Source organism: Zhaonella formicivorans (assembly GCF_004353525.1).
Lineage (GTDB): Bacteria > Bacillota > DUOV01 > DUOV01 > Zhaonellaceae > Zhaonella > Zhaonella formicivorans.
Map to the genome: position 1 here is coordinate 548,673 of NZ_CP085524.1, position 17,346 is coordinate 566,018.

At 43.3% G+C, this 17,346-nt stretch carries 13 protein-coding genes, 1 pseudogene, 2 CRISPR repeat arrays and 1 riboswitch; of the genes and pseudogenes, 9 read left to right on the plus strand and 5 right to left on the minus strand.

What is annotated here, in order from left to right; genetic code table 11:
• The 8 genes from cas1c (at position 1) to EYS13_RS02720 (ending at position 10,639) form a co-directional block, all read left to right on the plus strand.
• Complete coding sequence (cas1c, locus tag EYS13_RS02685) at positions 1 to 1,032, plus strand: type I-C CRISPR-associated endonuclease Cas1c (protein ID WP_227765687.1); 1,032 nt, start codon at positions 1 to 3, stop codon at positions 1,030 to 1,032.
• 14 nt (positions 1,033 to 1,046) lie between these two features.
• Positions 1,047 to 1,337 (plus strand): CRISPR-associated endonuclease Cas2, encoded by a 291-nt coding sequence (gene cas2 / locus EYS13_RS02690; protein WP_227765689.1) that lies wholly within the window; start codon positions 1,047 to 1,049, stop codon positions 1,335 to 1,337.
• A 178-nt stretch (positions 1,338 to 1,515) separates the two neighbouring features.
• Positions 1,516 to 2,146: direct repeats of the CRISPR family, unit length 32 nt; unit sequence GTCGCACCCCACGCGGGTGCGTGGATTGAAAC.
• Positions 2,147 to 2,244: 98 nt separating this feature from the next.
• A protein-coding gene (locus EYS13_RS02695; RefSeq protein WP_227765692.1) for an IS3 family transposase occupies positions 2,245 to 3,473 on the plus strand; the annotation gives its coding sequence in 2 pieces (ribosomal slippage) (positions 2,245 to 2,527 and positions 2,527 to 3,473; 1,230 coding nt in all).
• 200 nt (positions 3,474 to 3,673) lie between these two features.
• A CRISPR array of direct repeats spans positions 3,674 to 4,641; the repeat unit is 32 nt; unit sequence GTCGCACCCCACGCGGGTGCGTGGATTGAAAC.
• Between the two features lie 301 nt (positions 4,642 to 4,942).
• Positions 4,943 to 6,193, plus strand: coding sequence for a CAP-associated domain-containing protein (locus EYS13_RS02700; RefSeq protein ID WP_227765695.1), 1,251 nt, complete (start codon positions 4,943 to 4,945; stop codon positions 6,191 to 6,193).
• Positions 6,194 to 6,313: 120 nt separating this feature from the next.
• A riboswitch (purine riboswitch) is annotated at positions 6,314 to 6,415 on the plus strand.
• Between the two features lie 270 nt (positions 6,416 to 6,685).
• Positions 6,686 to 8,977 (plus strand): xanthine dehydrogenase molybdenum-binding subunit XdhA, encoded by a 2,292-nt coding sequence (gene xdhA / locus EYS13_RS02705; RefSeq protein ID WP_227765696.1) that lies wholly within the window; start codon positions 6,686 to 6,688, stop codon positions 8,975 to 8,977.
• Positions 8,978 to 8,995: 18 nt separating this feature from the next.
• Entirely contained in the window at positions 8,996 to 9,880 is an 885-nt protein-coding gene (xdhB, locus tag EYS13_RS02710) for a xanthine dehydrogenase FAD-binding subunit XdhB (protein ID WP_227765698.1), read from the plus strand.
• Positions 9,855 to 10,334, plus strand: coding sequence for a xanthine dehydrogenase subunit XdhC (xdhC, locus tag EYS13_RS02715; RefSeq protein WP_423055296.1), 480 nt, complete (start codon positions 9,855 to 9,857; stop codon positions 10,332 to 10,334). Before xdhB ends, xdhC begins: the two co-directional genes overlap by 26 nt.
• 113 nt (positions 10,335 to 10,447) lie before the next feature.
• Complete coding sequence (locus EYS13_RS02720; RefSeq protein ID WP_227765700.1) at positions 10,448 to 10,639, plus strand: hypothetical protein; 192 nt, start codon at positions 10,448 to 10,450, stop codon at positions 10,637 to 10,639.
• 150 nt (positions 10,640 to 10,789) lie between these two features.
• Here EYS13_RS02720 and tnpC read toward each other — a convergent pair whose 3' ends face one another.
• From tnpC to EYS13_RS02740, 4 genes are all read right to left on the minus strand, one after another.
• Positions 10,790 to 12,367 carry an IS66 family transposase gene (gene tnpC, locus EYS13_RS02725; RefSeq protein WP_265332407.1) on the minus strand — a complete coding sequence of 526 codons (1,578 nt, stop codon included), beginning with the start codon at positions 12,365 to 12,367 and terminating at the stop codon, positions 10,790 to 10,792.
• A gap of 100 nt (positions 12,368 to 12,467) precedes the next feature.
• Positions 12,468 to 12,830 (minus strand): IS66 family insertion sequence element accessory protein TnpB, encoded by a 363-nt coding sequence (gene tnpB / locus EYS13_RS02730; RefSeq protein ID WP_227765701.1) that lies wholly within the window; start codon positions 12,828 to 12,830, stop codon positions 12,468 to 12,470.
• A complete protein-coding gene (gene tnpA / locus EYS13_RS02735; protein WP_227765703.1) occupies positions 12,824 to 13,132 on the minus strand; it encodes an IS66 family insertion sequence element accessory protein TnpA in 309 nt (102 codons plus the stop codon). The genes tnpB and tnpA overlap by 7 nt, the downstream gene beginning before the upstream one ends.
• A 73-nt stretch (positions 13,133 to 13,205) precedes the next feature.
• Positions 13,206 to 13,433: a DUF1657 domain-containing protein gene (locus tag EYS13_RS02740; protein WP_227765705.1), complete on the minus strand. Its 228-nt coding sequence runs from the start codon at positions 13,431 to 13,433 to the stop codon at positions 13,206 to 13,208.
• Between the two features lie 215 nt (positions 13,434 to 13,648).
• Between EYS13_RS02740 and EYS13_RS02745 the strand changes: the two genes are divergently transcribed.
• On the plus strand, positions 13,649 to 15,037 hold the full coding sequence (locus tag EYS13_RS02745) for an aspartate aminotransferase family protein (RefSeq protein WP_227765707.1): 1,389 nt from the start codon (positions 13,649 to 13,651) through the stop codon (positions 15,035 to 15,037).
• A gap of 648 nt (positions 15,038 to 15,685) precedes the next feature.
• Here the strand turns inward: EYS13_RS02745 and EYS13_RS02750 are convergent.
• A pseudogene (locus EYS13_RS02750) lies at positions 15,686 to 16,932 on the minus strand (IS110 family RNA-guided transposase).
• Between the last annotated feature and the right edge of the window lie 414 nt (positions 16,933 to 17,346).

A 17,346-nucleotide genomic window follows, 5' to 3' on the forward strand; every position in this document is an offset into this window, starting at 1 on the left:
ATGAGAAAATTGTTGAATGTACTTTATGTTACAACTCCAGACGCCTTTTTGGCTAAAGACGGAGAAAACTTGGTAGTCAGATTACAGGACAAGGAAGTATTTCGCACACCCATTCATTACTTGGAGGGAATAGTGACTTTTGGCTATATGGGTAGCAGCCCGGCTTTATTAGGTTTGTGTGCAGAAAGAGGCGTTTCTTTAACTTTTCTGAACGAGCATGGTAAATTCCTGGCTAGTGTTTCGGGGCCGGTAAAGGGTAATGTACTACTAAGGCGCAAACAATACAGAATGGCAGATTCAGCAGGTGATTGTACAAAACTTGCTGCTCGGTTTATTATGGGGAAGATTGCTAACAGCAGAACAGTTTTAAGGCGTTTTATTAGTGACCATGGAGATAAATGTAATTTAAGTAGAATTGAGCGGATAAGCAAAGGGTTGGCCAAAAACATTGTCAAGGTAAGTAATGCTACTTCCCTGGAAGAAATTAGGGGTATAGAAGGAGAAACGGCAAGAGATTACTTTTCGGTATTTGATGATATGATCTTAAATCAGAAGGAAAGCTTTTTCATGAAAGAGCGAAGCCGCAGGCCACCAATGGATAAAGTAAATGCCTTACTTTCTTTTTTTTATACCCTGCTAGTTAATGAAAATAGGTCTGCCCTTGAAGCCGTTGGACTTGATCCATATGTAGGCTTTTTACACCGTGATCGACCGGGAAGGCCAGGGTTGGCCTTAGACTTGATGGAAGAATTCCGCCCTTATTTGGCGGACAGGCTTGCTTTGAATCTTATTAACCGTCGGCAAATAACAGGGGAAGATTTTGTAAAGAAGGAATCAGGAGGGGTAATTTTAAAAGAAGAGGCCAGGAAAACAGTTTTGGAGGCTTGGCAAAAAAGAAAAAGAGATGAGTTAACACATCCTTATCTAAACGAAAAAATACCCGTTGGTTTATTGCCATATGCCCAAGCTTTGCTATTGTCCCGATATTTAAGGGGTGACCTTGATGACTATCCGCCCTTTGTCTGGAAATAAGGAGGATTGACTCAATGATGGTACTAATTACTTATGATGTGAATACAACAACAGAAGCTGGAAAAAAGAGACTCAGACATGTTGCCAAGCAATGTATCAATTATGGACAGAGGGTTCAAAATTCTGTATTTGAATGCTTGGTGGACCCTGTTCAATTTGCGCAATTAAGGCACAGGTTGGAGGAGATAATAGATAAAGAAAAAGATAGTTTAAGGTATTATTATCTAGGTAATAACTGGAAAAACAGGGTTGAACATGTTGGAACCAGAGCAACTTTTGATCCTGAAGGGACTATTATAGTTTAGGTAATAGTTTGTGCGAACCTGATGTTCACACGTTTTTCCACGGGCATCGCACTAATGTAAATTGAACGATGTTTCTATTAAAACATATACGAGCTTATATCTTGGGGTTACGTTGATTAAGTGTTTCGCTATTATAGAATAGCTAACCCTTGAGATAAGTTGCTTACTCGCAGGCGCAGTCGCACCCCACGCGGGTGCGTGGATTGAAACAATTTTCAGATAGACCCATAGGGGTTGTTGTTTGGTCGCACCCCACGCGGGTGCGTGGATTGAAACATACGAAGATTGGTAAGATTCTAAGTCTTGGGCTAGTCGCACCCCACGCGGGTGCGTGGATTGAAACAAGTGAGCGCACATAAACGTAATAGGGAATATTTCGTCGCACCCCACGCGGGTGCGTGGATTGAAACTAAGAAATGCATTGAACTTGACCTTGACAAAGCAGTCGCACCCCACGCGGGTGCGTGGATTGAAACTTTGGCCCCGGTATCTTAAACACCGCTGGCGGAGGTCGCACCCCACGCGGGTGCGTGGATTGAAACTGTTGGAGCATATTTCATTTTAATAAACCAAAATTGTCGCACCCCACGCGGGTGCGTGGATTGAAACATACCAGGTATCATCAATTGTTTTGCCAGTTAATTGTCGCACCCCACGCGGGTGCGTGGATTGAAACCGCACAACAAAGGTAAAAAAGGTGTTGGTGGTTGGGTCGCACCCCACGCGGGTGCGTGGATTGAAACAAGTAGCTTTCTTTGAATTGCTTTAGCCATGCATGTCGCACCCCACGCGGGTGCGTGGATTGAAACTTTTGGAAATGGCACATCAGCAAATAGCTCTTAAGCCCCCTAACTAGGTTGGACATCGTTTCTTAAGAAATGATAAACTTAGTGTAGGGGGAATTTTTATGACCAGGAAAAAATACAGCGATGAATTTAAACAACAAATTGTCAAAGAAGCAATTGAAACTGGCAATATGTCCTTAGTGGCCCGGCAGCATGAAATTGCCAAATCAATGGTTGCCAAATGGGTAAAACAATATAAAAACCCTCCTGTGCCTAAAAATAATAAGAAAAAAACTATTGATAATAGTTACTATAAAGAACTTGAAACCGAGAACGATAAACTTAAAAAGCTCCTCGGCGAAAAAGATTTGGAAATAGCCATACTTAAGGATTTGTTAAAAAAAACAAACCTTCGATAGAAGATAAAGTAAGTATCGCCAACAAATGGATTAGCCGTGGTTACAAAGCAGTTTTGGTTCTAAAAATAGTAGGCCTTAGCCGCTCTACGTACTATTATCGTATTTCAAGAACTGGCCTTACCAAACGTGTGGGAGGAGGAAGACCCTGCCCAGGTTACTCGCTAGATAAAGCCAACAACCAGATCAGCGATGAACAAATTAAGGAATGGCTAACAGAGCTTATCGCGGATGAAGGTTATGCCTACGGGTATCTTAAATTAACCTACGCCCTAAAGCGAAATTTCAGGCTTATAATCAACAAGAAGAAAGTCTACAGGCTATGTAAAGAACTGGAAATTCTTAGACCACAAAGAAAATTTAAACCATCGTTTCCACGCAAAATAGCTAAAAACCGGGTTATTACAGGGTCTAACCAGCTTTGGGAGATGGATGTTAAATATGGTTATATTGCGGGTGAAAATCGATTTTTCTTCCTGTTGAGTCTTATTGACGTAGCCGACAGAAATATAATTGACTATCACCTTGGTCTTAGTTGCACAGCAGAAGATGCAGTCAGAGTGGTTAAATCAGCATTATTAAAACGCCAGCTTTATCAAGGTGGAAATAAGCCTGTAATTCGCTCAGATAACGGGCCGCAATTTATCAGCCATGTATTTGAGAAAGTATGTGAGGAACTAGGGATAGAACATGAACGGATCCCTTTTAAAACTCCAAACAAAAATGCACATATAGAAGCTTTTCACCGACTTTTAGAAGATGAATGCTTTAGCCGCTATGAATTTGCGGCCTATGCTGAGGTATATGAAGTAGTAGCACAATATATCAAGCGTTACAATAAGCAAAGACTTCACTCAAGCATCGGGTATGTGCCACCTGAAGAATTCTACAAATACCTTAGAGATGGCGAAAAAGTCTTGAAAATTACAATTTAAAACTATTTGTTTAACCTGTAAGAATAAAATCTTATGGTTTAAGAAAGGGTCAAGGTCGCAACGCGGCGAAGCGAAACCTTGACGCACTTCTTAAACCATAAGAAAATAATCAACAGGTTAAACAAAGATGCAATCGTGTGAAATCGTGAGAAATTAAGAAACTTTGTCCAAAATTCGGGGGTCAATCCGATAGTTTTGCTGTCGCACCCCACGCGGGTGCGTGGATTGAAACCTCACAAAACCAAGCTGGGCTAATCTTTTCTCTATGTCGCACCCCACGCGGGTGCGTGGATTGAAACCAGAAAAAGAAATTGTGAATGATATACCAAGCAATGTCGCACCCCACGCGGGTGCGTGGATTGAAACTGGAAGTGTCCGGAATGTAAAGGGGAGTGGTGGCGTCGCACCCCACGCGGGTGCGTGGATTGAAACATTTTGTGTTTTACTGTGTCTACAACGGTGTTGTGTCGCACCCCACGCGGGTGCGTGGATTGAAACTCCTGGGTGCTAGGACTTACATATACCCTGTATGCGTCGCACCCCACGCGGGTGCGTGGATTGAAACGTTGTACGTGTATAGCTCCTGGGGGACTTTGCTTTGTCGCACCCCACGCGGGTGCGTGGATTGAAACCAATCCTTTGGAGTAGCAGGTGTTTGATCCAATTGGTCGCACCCCACGCGGGTGCGTGGATTGAAACCTGAAAATAAGCTACCAACTGTTAACACCTTCAAGTCGCACCCCACGCGGGTGCGTGGATTGAAACTACTGCTACGGTAAAATATTTTTGCTCGACATGAAGTCGCACCCCACGCGGGTGCGTGGATTGAAACGTAGATACAAATGGGAATTACATTGGTTATACTTGGGTCGCACCCCACGCGGGTGCGTGGATTGAAACCTCAAACGGGAAACTATTTTTGCCCTATCGCATGGTCGCACCCCACGCGGGTGCGTGGATTGAAACCTGTCGTATAAAAAGAAGGAAAAAAGGAAAAAATGGAGTCGCACCCCACGCGGGTGCGTGGATTGAAACTAGATGAACGTTTTTCCGACGACTCTTCGACGGAGTCGCACCCCACGCGGGTGCGTGGATTGAAACGCAAATAGGGCTGGTTTTAGGACAAAAAGGACTTTGTTGCACCCCACGCGGGTGCGTGGATTGAAACAATCATCCCAAGGGCATTTTGTTTGCTGTTGTACCCTTTACTACCATCAAATGAGCTGGCAACTGCATCTGGCGACCATTTTTCGTGCAGCTTTTACCTCTTTCGTATAGTTTGACTAAAACTTTGACAAAACGTATTTTAGACCCCATTCAACTTCTCCTATACTTCGCGAATTTTAAATCAATTCATCTTTTCCATTGCCAGAAAGCGAACTATATAGGAGAATAGAAAAAGTACCCTTAAATTTCTCAGGCAGCTTACGTATAATATTTATAACGCTTACTTGTGCTGGAGGGGTATGATGAAATCTTTGATAAAGTTTGTAGCAGGCCTAGTTACAGGGATTTTTTTTACCGTATTAATGATGAATTCCGGCTGGGCGGCGGGTTTTATACAGGAGATCAAGGTGCAGATTTTGCCCCTAAAATATTATTTTGATGGTATGCAAAAGGGTAATTCCGATGGGCAATATTTTAACGGCAATAAAAATGTACCTTTGGGATTTATTTACGATGGCACTACATATGTACCTTTAAGGTTTATTTCAGAAGCTTTGGGGAAAGCGGTTGGATGGGATGCAAAAACAAATACTATTTGGGTTGGTAAGAAACCTGAGATTAGACCGAGCTTACCAGCTACATTGATGCAAGGTACAAAAAATGTTGAAGCATATATTGGAATTTCAACCAAGGCTTTAGTTGAAAAATTAGGGGAGCCCCAGCGTAAAGACCCGGGGGAATATGGGTTTGACTGGTGGATCTATAACAAAGATTATAAAAACTACCTTCAAGTCGGAGTGAAGGAAGATAAAGTAGTTGCTTTATATACTAATTCCTATAACTGGACAACCAATGGAATTAGCTTGGGGAGCGCAAGAGCAGACATCGAGCAAAAACTGGATTTGGTAAATAAAATAAATTTTACTTATCAAAACGCTGATTTTACTATAAGTGAGAGTGCAGAACAATTTCAAGAAAGGCCTATCAAAATTGAGAGTAATTTAGTTACTGAGTTTTTCTTTGATATTCATGATAATAACAGACTTGCCGCTGTACGGGTCCTTGATTTATATACTTTTATGAGTATGGCTGCAGGCAATTATAACATGCAGTGGACCTATTTCGGCAAGCAACCCTCTTTCGGAAAACCAAAACTTTCGGATGCCCAATTAGACGCTGTTGAAAGGGCTTATGAGCAACAGATTTTTGATTTGGTCAATGCGGTGCGTGCTCAAAAAGGACTGTCGCTGTTAAAATGGGATGAGAAAGTTGCTGATGTCGCCCGCTCCCATAGTAGAGACATGTTGGAACACAATTTCTTTTCACACACTTCACCTAATTCAGGACATTTAAGTGATAGGATGCAAAAGGCAGGAATAAAATACAGGATAGTTGCAGAAAACATTGCTTACAATTATGTTGATGCCATTGCTGCCCATGAAGGGTGGATGAACAGCTTAGGCCACAGGACCAATGTTTTAAACAAGGATTTTAAACATTTAGGGGCTGGCGTAGAAGGAAAATTCTATACGCAAAATTTTGTGACTTATTAAATACTACTAGGCCTCCTCAAATTTTTTTAAGTCCAACTTAAAATCTACCAGTGCAAAAAGCAGGATAATGTAGTATAATATCGAATGGGAAATATGTTATGAATTTGGCGTTGGATCAATTTAGGCAAGTGCATAACTTCTTGTATATCCTCGGTAATATGGTCCGAGAGTTTCTACCGGGTAACCGTAAATAGTCCGGCTACAAGAATAACTTGCCCTAAGCTGTTTAGCTGTTGGGTAGAGGATTTTTGAAGTCGCTCTTACGGCTTACCCACTTTTCTTAATAAGCCGGAGAAAAGGTATTATGTTATTTACTCCGTAATTAGCAATACAAGGGTCATCCCAGTACTCTTCGAAAACGAACCCCAAAATTTTCTTTAGGATAATTAGGGGGTTTTTATTTTTATTTTCAACCCTGACTAAAAAAGGGGGTTGGTTTCAAGAGATTTCATATGTAAATTTGCTCAGAAATCAAGAAATGGAGGGGAGAAAATGACCTATTCAGTAGTCGGAAAAAGCATCAAAAGAGTTGATGCAGTTGCAAAAGTAACAGGTAGAGCAAAGTATGCTGATGATTTTTTTGAACGAGATACGCTGGTGGGGAAAATCCTGCGGAGCCCCTATGCCCATGCCGTGATTAAAAATATTGATGTAAGTAAAGCAAAGGCTTTACCAGGTGTAGAGGCGGTTTTAACTTATAAAGATGTTCCCCAAACCAAATTTGCCACAGCAGGGCACCCATATTCGCTTGACCCAAAGCATAGGGATAAGGAAGACCGTTCTATTCTGACTAATAAGGCGCGTTTTGTGGGCGATGCCATTGCTGCAGTAGTAGCAACTGATGAGTTAATTGCTGAAGAAGCATTGAAACTCATTGAGGTAGAGTATGAAGTCCTGGAACCACTTCTCACTCCTGAAGATGCGATGAAGGAGGGTGCACCCCAAATTCATGAAGGATGTGAGCGCAACATCCTTGCTTCTAATGGAAATGAATATGGAGATCTGGAGGCGGCTTTTCAAGAAGCGGACCATATTTTTGAAGGTGAGTATGAAACCAGCATTGTTCAACACTGCCATTTGGAAAACCAAGTAGCACAAGCTTACGTGGATACGGATGGGCGTATAGTAATTATTACTTCTACCCAGATCCCTCATATTTGTAGAAGAGTGGTGGGACAAGCGCTAGGTATTCCTTGGGGCAAGGTGCGCATAATCAAGCCTTATGTGGGCGGCGGGTTTGGAAACAAACAAGAAGTGACAATCGAGCCATTAACTGCTGCCATGACTTTGGCGGTCGGTGGCCGCCCGGTGAAGTTAGAACTCTCCAGGGAAGAGGTAATGATTGACACCAGGACTCGCCACGCTTTTAAATTCAAAATCAAAACGGGATTGACAAAAGACGGCAAGCTGCTTGGTATTCATATTAAAACCATATCCAATACCGGGGCCTATGCCTCCCATGGACATTCTATTGCCATGAGCGCAAGCAGTAAATTCCGGCCCTTGTATCCGGTAAAAGGTTTCAAATACGAGCCGTTAACTGTCTATACCAATCTGCCTGCAGCCGGAGCAATGCGCGGTTACGGTGCCCCTCAAATATTCTATGCATTTGAATGTCATCTGGACGACGTTGCCAGAAAGCTGAATATGGATCCTATTGAACTTCGCAAGAAAAACTTTGTTGAAGTCGGCTTTGTAGAACCCGTAAGCAAAAATAAGGTACTAAGCTGTGGGATCCGGGAGTGCGTAGAAAAAGGCAAAGAGTTGATTAAATGGGAAGAGAAAAAAGCCCGGTATGTCAACCAAACAGGTACTAAACGTCGTGGTTTAGGTATGGCGTGCTTCAGCTATGCTTCGGGAACCCATCCGGTCAGTTTGGAAATCGCCGGGGCGAGGATTGTTTTGAACCAGGATGGCTCTGTGCAGCTCCAAATCGGCGCCACGGAAATAGGTCAGGGCAGCGACACTGTCTTTGCTCAAATGGTGGCCGAAGTATTAGGAATTCCAATGGATATGGTCCATGTTATTTCCACGCAGGATACAGATATTACGCCATTTGATACGGGCGCATACGCCTCAAGACAGAGTTACGTTACAGGTATGGCTGTCAAAAAAGCGGCTTTAGAAGTCAAGGAAAAAATCCTCGATTTTGTCTGGGGTATGACAGATATACCTGCCCATATGCTGGATATTAGAGATGCCAATATAATTTACAAGCATTCCGGGGAAATTGTAATGCCTTTGGAGAAAGCCGCAATGCAAACTTATTATGATACTGTTTTTGCGAAGCCGATCACCAGCGATACTACAAATAACGCCAGGATCAATGCTTATTCTTTTGGTGTAACGTTTGCAGAGGTAGAAGTAGATATAAAAACAGGCAAAATTCAGGTCCTGGAAATCTTTAATGTTCATGATTCGGGACAAATTTTAAACCACCAATTGGCGGAAGGCCAGGTCCATGGCGGTGTAAGTATGGGGATTGGGTACGCGCTTTCCGAGCAGATGCTTTTTGATGAAAAAACAGGAAAGCCTCTCAATAATAATTTACTGGATTACAAATTGCCCACAATCATGGACACCCCTGATATCGGTGTGGCATTTGTTGAGACCTTTGATCCAACAAGTTCTTTCGGTCATAAATCTCTGGGTGAACCACCGGCTATTTCACCTGCACCTGCTATCCGTAACGCTGTTTTGGATGCCACCGGGGTCGAGTTTAACCGGCTGCCCATGAACCCGCAGCGGGTGTTCGAGAAGTTTAAAGAAGTAGGATTAATCTAGGAAGGCGGTGACACATTAATGTATAATATTCAAGGGTACTATGACCCAGAAACAGTAGATGAGGCAGTAGCGCTTCTCGCCGATAATCCTAGCTTGAAAATCATCGCAGGCGGGACAGATGTTTTAATTAAAATGCACGGCGGACAACTGGAAAAAGCAGAGCTTTTAAGCATTAGAAAGCTAAAGGAGCTGGAAGATATAAAAAAACTAGAGGACGGTACTATCATTATCGGTCCTTTAGCCACTTTCAGCCAAATCTATAATGACCCGGTGATCAAGAAAAACATTCCGGTTTTGGGGGAAGCAGCTATTTCCATGGGAGGACCCCAAATCAGGAACATCGCAACTATCGGCGGGAACATCTGCAATGGCGCAACCTCTGCCGACAGTGCATCCACCTTGTTTGCCCTGAATGCCAAGTTAAAGCTAAGAACTAGTCAAGGGGAGCGGGTAATTCCCATTCAGGAGTTTTACCTGGGACCCGGCAAGGTTGATTTAAAACCTGGGGAGGTACTGACTGAGATAATCATTACGCCCGAAAACTATCAGGGCTTCGGTGGGCACTATATTAAATTCGCCATGCGCAATGCCATGGATATTGCTACTTTAGGCGTTGCTGTGCTGTGTAAAATCACAGAAAGTAAGCTGATCGAAGATGTGCGCATTGGCCTTGGGGTAGCGGCTCCTACGCCCATTAGATGCCAGGAAGCGGAGAGCTTCGCTCGGGGTAAAGCAATTTCTGAGGAAATTATTGCGGTAATCGGTAAACTAGCAGTAAAATCGACCAAGGCCAGAACCTCATGGCGGGCTTCAAAAGAATACCGGGAGCACTTGGTGGAAGAGCTTACCCAAAGGGCTTTGAAGGCGGCCGTTCGTAATGCAGGAGGTGGGGAAGTTGCATAAAAAAATATCCTTTACTGTAAATGGCAAAGCGGTAAGCTTAGAGGTGGACATTCGTCAATCCCTTTTAGAAGTCTTGAGAAATATCCTAGGATACACCGGGGTCAAAAAAGGATGTGGTGTGGGGGAATGCGGGGCCTGCACCGTGCTGGTTGACGGTACACCTATTGACTCCTGCATTTATCTGGCAGTCTGGGCTGACGGGAAGAATATCACAACCATTGAGGGTTTAGCCAAAAACGGTGAGCTGACCAAAGTGCAGAAAGCGTTCATTGAAGAAGGGGCCATCCAGTGTGGCTTTTGTACACCGGGCCTGGTGCTGACTACCACTGCCCTGGTCGAGAGCGGGAAAAAATATACCAGAGAGGAACTCAAGAGAGAGTTATCAGGTCATTTCTGCCGCTGCACAGGCTATCAAAATATCCTTAAGGCGGCTGAAAGGGCACTGGAAGAATAGGGCTTGATGGGGGGAATTGCGCCCCCCTTATTTTTTATTCAGTCCAGCTACCACTTCCGTAAAATTTAACGTATAATAATTATGGAAAAACACTGGAGGGGAGGGGAGCAGGTTTGACAACAGTTCAAAACCGTCATTGTTATGCCCGCCTTTATCTGTGTGAAGAATGCCTACAACTGGCCGGGAAAAATCATGAAGTTTACTTGGTCCCAATGGATAAAAAGCTAACAGGAAGATGCGAAGTCTGTGGCGAAACGAAAAAAATACAAGAGGTGTTCACCACTGCTTTTCATTACGGCATATAGTATTTAAGCCCTTAACCTTTATAGTTAAGGGCTTAAATAGTTATTGTTGCTGGCCTTCTGGGGGTAAGCGATAAATAATAGGGTGCATGAAAAAGATTAGCCCCGGCACAGCAGCCTTTGCCCGTACCGGAGCCCAGATAATCTATATATTTAACAATTTTTGTTATGACAATAATCAGGGAGATTCTCGGACCAAGGCATTAAGTCCTCAAGAAGCGAGGGACAATTCTTGAAGTCAAGTGTTGGCATTGTGCTGAAGATATGTACCAGATATTTAAAAATATTGAGTTTGTTAGCTTTGGCTGTCTCGACAATGCTGTAAACAATGGCACTGGCTCTGGCTCCTTTGGTTGTGTCGGCAAACAGCCAGGATTTCCTGCCGACTACAAACGGCCTGATTGCGTTCTCAGCCCGGTTGTTGGACAATTCGATGCGCCCGTCTTCAAGAAATACGCCTAGTGAAGGTTTTTGGTTTAAGGAATAAGTTATGGCCTCGGCAAGTTTTGAGCCTTGGAGAGGGTTCACGGTTTCAAGCCACGACAAGTAAGCCTCAAAGATAGGCCTGGACTGTTCCTGACGCTTAAGTTTCCGTTCTTCCGGAGTAAGTTCTGTTAAATTCTTTTCTATAGCAAAAAGTTGGTTGCAATATTCAAACCCAATGGCAGCAGTAGAACCCCGGATATCTCCGCTCCTAGGCAGCGCTTCCTGGTACTTGCGCTTTAGATGGGCCCAACAGCCGCATCTAGTGGCATTCTGTACCTTGTCGTATCCGCTGTAGCCATCGGTCTGCAGATAACCGCTGAATCCCTGCAGGAAGCGCCGGGCGTGTTCTCCGGAACGTGTGGGCTGGTATTCATAAAGTATTATCGGGGGATTTCCGGTGTTGCCCGAACAATACACCCACATCCGCGATTCGGACGATGGTTTTTTACCTTCTTCCTTAAGTACCTGGATCACAGTCTCATCCGCATGAATCACAGGCTCTTTAAGAAGATAAGATTTCATCCTTTCCCAAAGAGGTTCGAGCCAGTCAGTTGCTGCCCGGATGATCCAATTAGCCAATGTTGCTCTGGATAAAGCAATACCTTGATTTTCCCAATCTTTTTCCTGGCGGTACAGCGGCATGGCGTTCACATACTTCTGATACATGGTGTAAGCTACGGACGAGGGAGAAGCAAGACTCTTTTTTATAACCGGAGCAGGAACGGGCGCTTTCATGATCGTAGCTTCTCCAGTCTCCTTCTCACAGCTTTCGCAGACATAGCTTTCCCGGACATAGCGTAAAAGCCTCGTCTGGGCTGGTATGAACTCCAATTCTTCCCGTACAGTTTCTTTGCCGAGGATTCTCATTTTCCCGCCGCATTCCCCGCAGACACGCTTTTCTTCATCCAACTCACAGAGAATTTCGGTCACAGGAACATTGGCCGCCAGCTCTTCTTTGGTCCGTTTGTTTTTGCGAACATGCCCGGAAACAGTAATTGTTTCAGGCTCTGGTGCGTTGCGGTCAGCCTCGGCTTCAGCTTCGTTGAAAAGAGAAGGCTGGTTTTCATCTTGGCCAAGCACATATTTTCTCTTTTCACTGGACTGCCCATACATGGCCTTTTGAAAGTTGGCAAGTATATTCGTAAGCCGATCTACATGCACTTTCAGGTCTTGCACTTGCGTTTCCAGGGATGTTATGTATGCAGTTACCTCAGGCGCTAGGCCCGTTAAATCAAATGTTCTCATACTCTCATTATAACACAAAAAGACCCAAAAACCTAGCAAAATCAAGGTTTTTGAGTCCATTTTTCCAAATAATCTTTGAATATTTCGTTCTTATTTGTTTTTAGTAAAAATCTCTGGCTTTAATATCGCCAAAACCTTTTGGGGGATCAATAGACATTCCTTCCATGAGCAAGCTAAGCTGTTTAACCGTTATGCTTCTCATATCGTCTGGCTTTTGGGGCCATATAAACTTAGCTCCTGCCCCGTCCAGCCTTTTGTAATACAAGATAAAACCGTTGCGATCCCAGCTAAGGGCTTTTAACCGGTTGCGATTTTTATTGCAGAAGAGAAACAAATAGTTGCCGAAGGGATCTATTTTGAATTCTTGTTTTACCGTTATAGCCAGACCATCGACGGACTTGCGCAGGTCCGTGGCTCCGCAAGCAAGATAAATCCCGTCATAGCTGTTGATGTCCTTCAACATAAGCTATTCACAACTTTCAGCACGTCTGCAAGCAACGCCAAGTTTAATCCGGGATCAGCATGGATGGTCCATTTGCCGCAGTTTAACTTGATTCGGCCCGCAACCTGTTCTTCTTTCGGCAACGTTACAGCAGCCCACTGCTGTTTCCCGTGTTCTGTTACCATTTGATTTTTCCTGTTAACTTTGCTTGCCCAGGAAACGTACTGCCGGTATTTGATCCCTTTTTGTTCACACCAAGCCTTTGCGGTCATTCCACTAGCTCGACATTCGGCAACCAGGACCTGCCGTTCTTTAGCGTCCATCTTATTATCCTCCATTTCCGTGATTTTATGGAGATATTATGGCACGCTTGGAACCAGTCGGCCAGGCACCCTATTATTTATCGCTTACTTCTGGGGAGAATACCTTGTACTGTGGTTCTTGCTGCTCAATATAATTTACCCTGCCTTGCAGGCCCTGGCAAATTCCTTCAAGCTGCTTAGCATAGTCCGAAAACATTTGCTTGGCACCTTTATCCTGGGTTTCCAAGGCAAAAGTTTTTAAAGTTGAGGTAGCGCTTTCCAGGCTAGACAGGGTTTGATGCATTTTAGTGCCAACAGTCATGGTAAATCCTCCTTAGATATTAGTTGCTCAGCAGTAATAGTGTGGGTAAAAATAAAGCAATATATAATAAATAAATTCTATAAATTATGCCAAAAAATGACTCTTAGCCAATTTGTTCAAGGCAAATAATTTAAGGGGAGGATTTTGACAGCAATTCCCGAATACATAGGGAGTAGTAGACTCGGAAATATTCCAGATTGTTAGGAGGATTAAATATGCATAGCCTTTATTCGGTGGATAATGCTTTAAATCTCTCGCGTAAGGAAATCCGGGAGATGTTCAAGGAATATGTTAACCCTGGTCTGGCAAACATGTTTTCCCTTTTGAATTTTGATAAGCAGTTTGTGAAGGCTCAAGGAACGCAGGTTTGGGACAGTGAAGGAAATGTTTATCTGGATTTCTTGGGAGGGTATGGCGCACTGAACTTTGGTCATAATCCTCCGGAAGTGATGCGCGAAGTGGAAAAGGTTAAAGAGTTACCAAACATTTTGCAGGCATCCATAGGTACATTGGCTGCTGCTTTAGCACATAATTTGGCGCAAATAACTCCCGGGAACCTGAAAAGATCTTTTTTTGGGAACAGTGGCGCTGAGGCTGTCGAAGGAGCATTGAAATTAGCGCGGGCTGCAACTAAAAAGAGCAAATTTATTTACTGCCATGGTTCTTTCCATGGTAAAACCTTTGGAGCTTTGTCAGTAACGGGCAGAGAAAAATACCAAAAAACTTTTACACCACTTTTGCCCCAGTGTCTGGCTGTACCTTACGGCGAGGTAACGGCTTTGGAAAACGAGCTGAAATCCCAGGATGTAGCAGCGTTTATTGTGGAGCCAATTCAAGGGGAAGGGGGAATCATTGTACCTCCGGCAGGTTATCTAAAAAAAGCTAAAGAACTCTGCAAGCACTATGGAGCTTTAATGATTGTAGACGAGATCCAAACCGGTTTTGGCAGGACGGGCTATAATTTTGCTTGCGAGTTTGAAGATGTTGTACCTGATATAATGTGTTTGGCTAAATCCCTCGGTGGTGGAATTGCGCCTATTGGGGTTTATATCACTAACGAAAAAATATGGGAAGAGGCTTACGGAGGCATGGATAAAGCATTGCTGCATACTTCCACTTTCGGTGGCAATACCAGGGCAGCGGCTGCTGCAATTGCATCTATAAATTTGTTAATTGAAAAGAACCTGGCGGAAGAAGCACGGGAAAAAGGGGCTTATTTAATCAAGCGACTGGGCGAATTCAAAGCTAAATACCCTATGGTCAAAGAAGTGCGTGGCCGGGGTTTGATGCTTGGTTTGGAATTCGAAAAACCGGTCCAAGGACTTCTTAATAAAATTACCGGTGGGATGATTAGTAAATTGTCGGAAGAATATTTAGGAGCTTTGGTGGCGGGAGAATTACAAAATAAGTATCACATCATTACTGCCTATACTTTGAATAACCCAAATGTTATCCGGCTGGAACCGCCGCTCACGATTTCCTACGAAGAGTTGGATGTTCTCGTGGCAGCGTTGGAGGATATTTTCCGGAAACGCCACGGGTTTATGGATATGGCTGTTGCCAGCGGGAAAACAGTGATCAATACGATTTTTAAACGAGGCTAAAAAAGTATTCCGCACGGCCCAAGGCTTTGGTATTTCGTTGTTGAATTGCAGCGCGGATAAACCTGATTGCAAAATCTGTTTAAATTGGATTGAAGGAAAATGCACTGGAATGCAAGTCGCGCGAAAAATTGATTAACCTGCGTTGTTAAGTATGGAAAGGACGAGCTGATTGATTATTGTAAATGCCGCATGGACCTGCGGCTTTTTTTTTCGGCCGAAGTAAAAAGTTTGGAAGGTTTTTCCCGATTGCGGGCTAAAAGCTATTTTCAAACTGCAAAGCAAAAGGTGGTCTTTAAAATAGACTTTAGTCAGGGAATTAAGTTGGTAAGTTTGGAATTTTACGCCTTGGATTTGTAAAAGTCGTTGATTGGTTAAAATTAAGTTTGGTCTGCCCTTAAGTTTCACTATGGGGGTCTCATGTCTTTTAAGCAGGTGCAGCAAGAGGCGCTCTTCCTGGACTGAAAGCCATTCCATAATGTAATTAGGCATATTGTCACCTCTATTATTTTTAGTACGAAAATAAATTTGAAATATTCTTTAACAACTGCATATGGCAACCAGGATAACCCGTAAAAAGGTAATAATTAACTAGCCAATGCAGATCTTGCATCAGTGAAATTAATTCTTTTGGAAAAACCATTGTAGCTGTTAAGCAACCTCGTGGGGTTCTATCACCTCCAGACCTAGTTTCTTAGCTTCAGCAATAATCCTTTTAACTCGGAACTTTTCCTGTTTTTGTTTGGCTTTTTCAAAGGATGTTTCATCGTAATCAGCATCATTTTTTAACAGGTTGTATATTATTACGAGAACTTTTCTGGCTAATGCAACAAGAGCTTTTTTGGCGCCACGGCGTTGTTTGATTTTCCAATACCAGGATGATAAGTAGCTTTGACGTATTCGGGTGATGCACCAAGCAACTTCACATAGGATCCGTTTTAAATAGGTGTTACCGTTGGTGGTACGAGTGGACTTTTTTTTCCTGCACTTTCATTGTTACCGGGGCTTAAGCCCGCCCAGGAACAGATATGTTCAGCGGTTTTAAAACGACTCATATCAATTCCGATTTCCGCCAAAATGGCTGCTGCTGCAGTTTTATCAATGCCCGGTATGCCGTCTAGTTGCTCTAGTTGTCTTTGATACTGAGCCAGTTTTTCTTCTAAGTTTTGCTCTACTTGACGGAGATGCTCGTAATGCTGATCTAGCCAACCTAACAATAGCTTTAGAAACTCTCTTTGATGAACATCCATTTTGCCATTGACAGCCTGTTTGATCTCATGGAGCTTATTCTTAGCACGCCCCTTTACAAAATTCTCTACTTCCCGGGCGGATATTTTCCCATGGTGGCTAAGATGATCCATAATCGCCCGGCCCGATACGCCGAAGATATCGGTCAGGAAGGTAGAGAGCTTAAAGCCGCAGCTTTGTAAGTGTTTTTCGATCCGGTTTTTCTGTGACGTAATTTCCTCGATGATACTTTTGCGGTACCGGGTCAGATTACGGACGTCCCGAATTGGTTGGGGAGGAACAAAACTTGCTTCTAATAATCCGGCACGCAAAAGGGTAGCTATCCATTCGGCGTCCTTCATGTCGGTCTTTTTACCGGGTACATTTTTCATATGCCGGGCATTGGCAACAATCAAAACCATACTGCCGTCAAAGGCTTCTTCCAACACGTTATATACAGGCTGCCAATAGATGCCGGTGCTTTCCATTGCAACATGCCGACAGTTCTCATTTTCTAGCCAAACTTTCATTTCATCTAGCCCGGCAAGAAGGGTGGAAAAGGTGCGGATGGTTTTAACCGGTTCCCCGTCAACATTGCCTTTTAATAGGCAGGCTACAACCGTTTCTTTGTGGACATCAAGACCACAACATATTTCCAGGATGTCTTGCATGTAACTCACTCCTGCTCCAAAGAATTTCAGGGATGATTGCTCGAGAAATAAAGATTTTAGTACCCGTGCTGTTCCCAAGTCCTTAAGAACAAGGGGCGACAATTGGCTGTGCTCAAAAGCAATCAAGTTAGGTTATTTAACGAGGTTATACCATCAAAATAAAATCAACCTTTGTCCCTGATAATTTCAATGTAGCAAAAAATCCAACCTTTGCAATAACTTAGCTAATTTTCATGATTGGTTGTGCCTTCCAGGCATGGGTGGTTATTTAAGTAATATTTTTAATATTCTCTATGAACCCTGCTAAATCCTGGTTATTTTATAAAGAAATAGAAACGATCTTCAAATTGTATCCAATAATAAATTTTTTGCGTTTAATTTTTAAATCGGGCCAAATAGGCTTGTGAACATATC

Bases quoted from the DNA above. Each gene is read 5' to 3' on its own strand.
- tnpA (WP_227765703.1), bottom strand. From the start codon at position 13,132: ATGGACGCTAAAGAACGGCAGGTCCTGGTTGCCGAATGTCGAGCTAGT.
- tnpB (WP_227765701.1), bottom strand. From the start codon at position 12,830: ATGTTGAAGGACATCAACAGCTATGACGGGATTTATCTTGCTTGCGGA.
- xdhB (WP_227765698.1), top strand. From the start codon at position 8,996: ATGTATAATATTCAAGGGTACTATGACCCAGAAACAGTAGATGAGGCA.
- EYS13_RS02700 (WP_227765695.1), top strand. From the start codon at position 4,943: ATGAAATCTTTGATAAAGTTTGTAGCAGGCCTAGTTACAGGGATTTTT.
- EYS13_RS02740 (WP_227765705.1), bottom strand. From the start codon at position 13,433: ATGACTGTTGGCACTAAAATGCATCAAACCCTGTCTAGCCTGGAAAGC.
- tnpC (WP_265332407.1), bottom strand. From the start codon at position 12,367: ATGAGAACATTTGATTTAACGGGCCTAGCGCCTGAGGTAACTGCATAC.
- xdhA (WP_227765696.1), top strand. From the start codon at position 6,686: ATGACCTATTCAGTAGTCGGAAAAAGCATCAAAAGAGTTGATGCAGTT.
- cas2 (WP_227765689.1), top strand. From the start codon at position 1,047: ATGATGGTACTAATTACTTATGATGTGAATACAACAACAGAAGCTGGA.
- cas1c (WP_227765687.1), top strand. From the start codon at position 1: ATGAGAAAATTGTTGAATGTACTTTATGTTACAACTCCAGACGCCTTT.
- xdhC (WP_423055296.1), top strand. From the start codon at position 9,855: ATGCAGGAGGTGGGGAAGTTGCATAAAAAAATATCCTTTACTGTAAAT.
- EYS13_RS02745 (WP_227765707.1), top strand. From the start codon at position 13,649: ATGCATAGCCTTTATTCGGTGGATAATGCTTTAAATCTCTCGCGTAAG.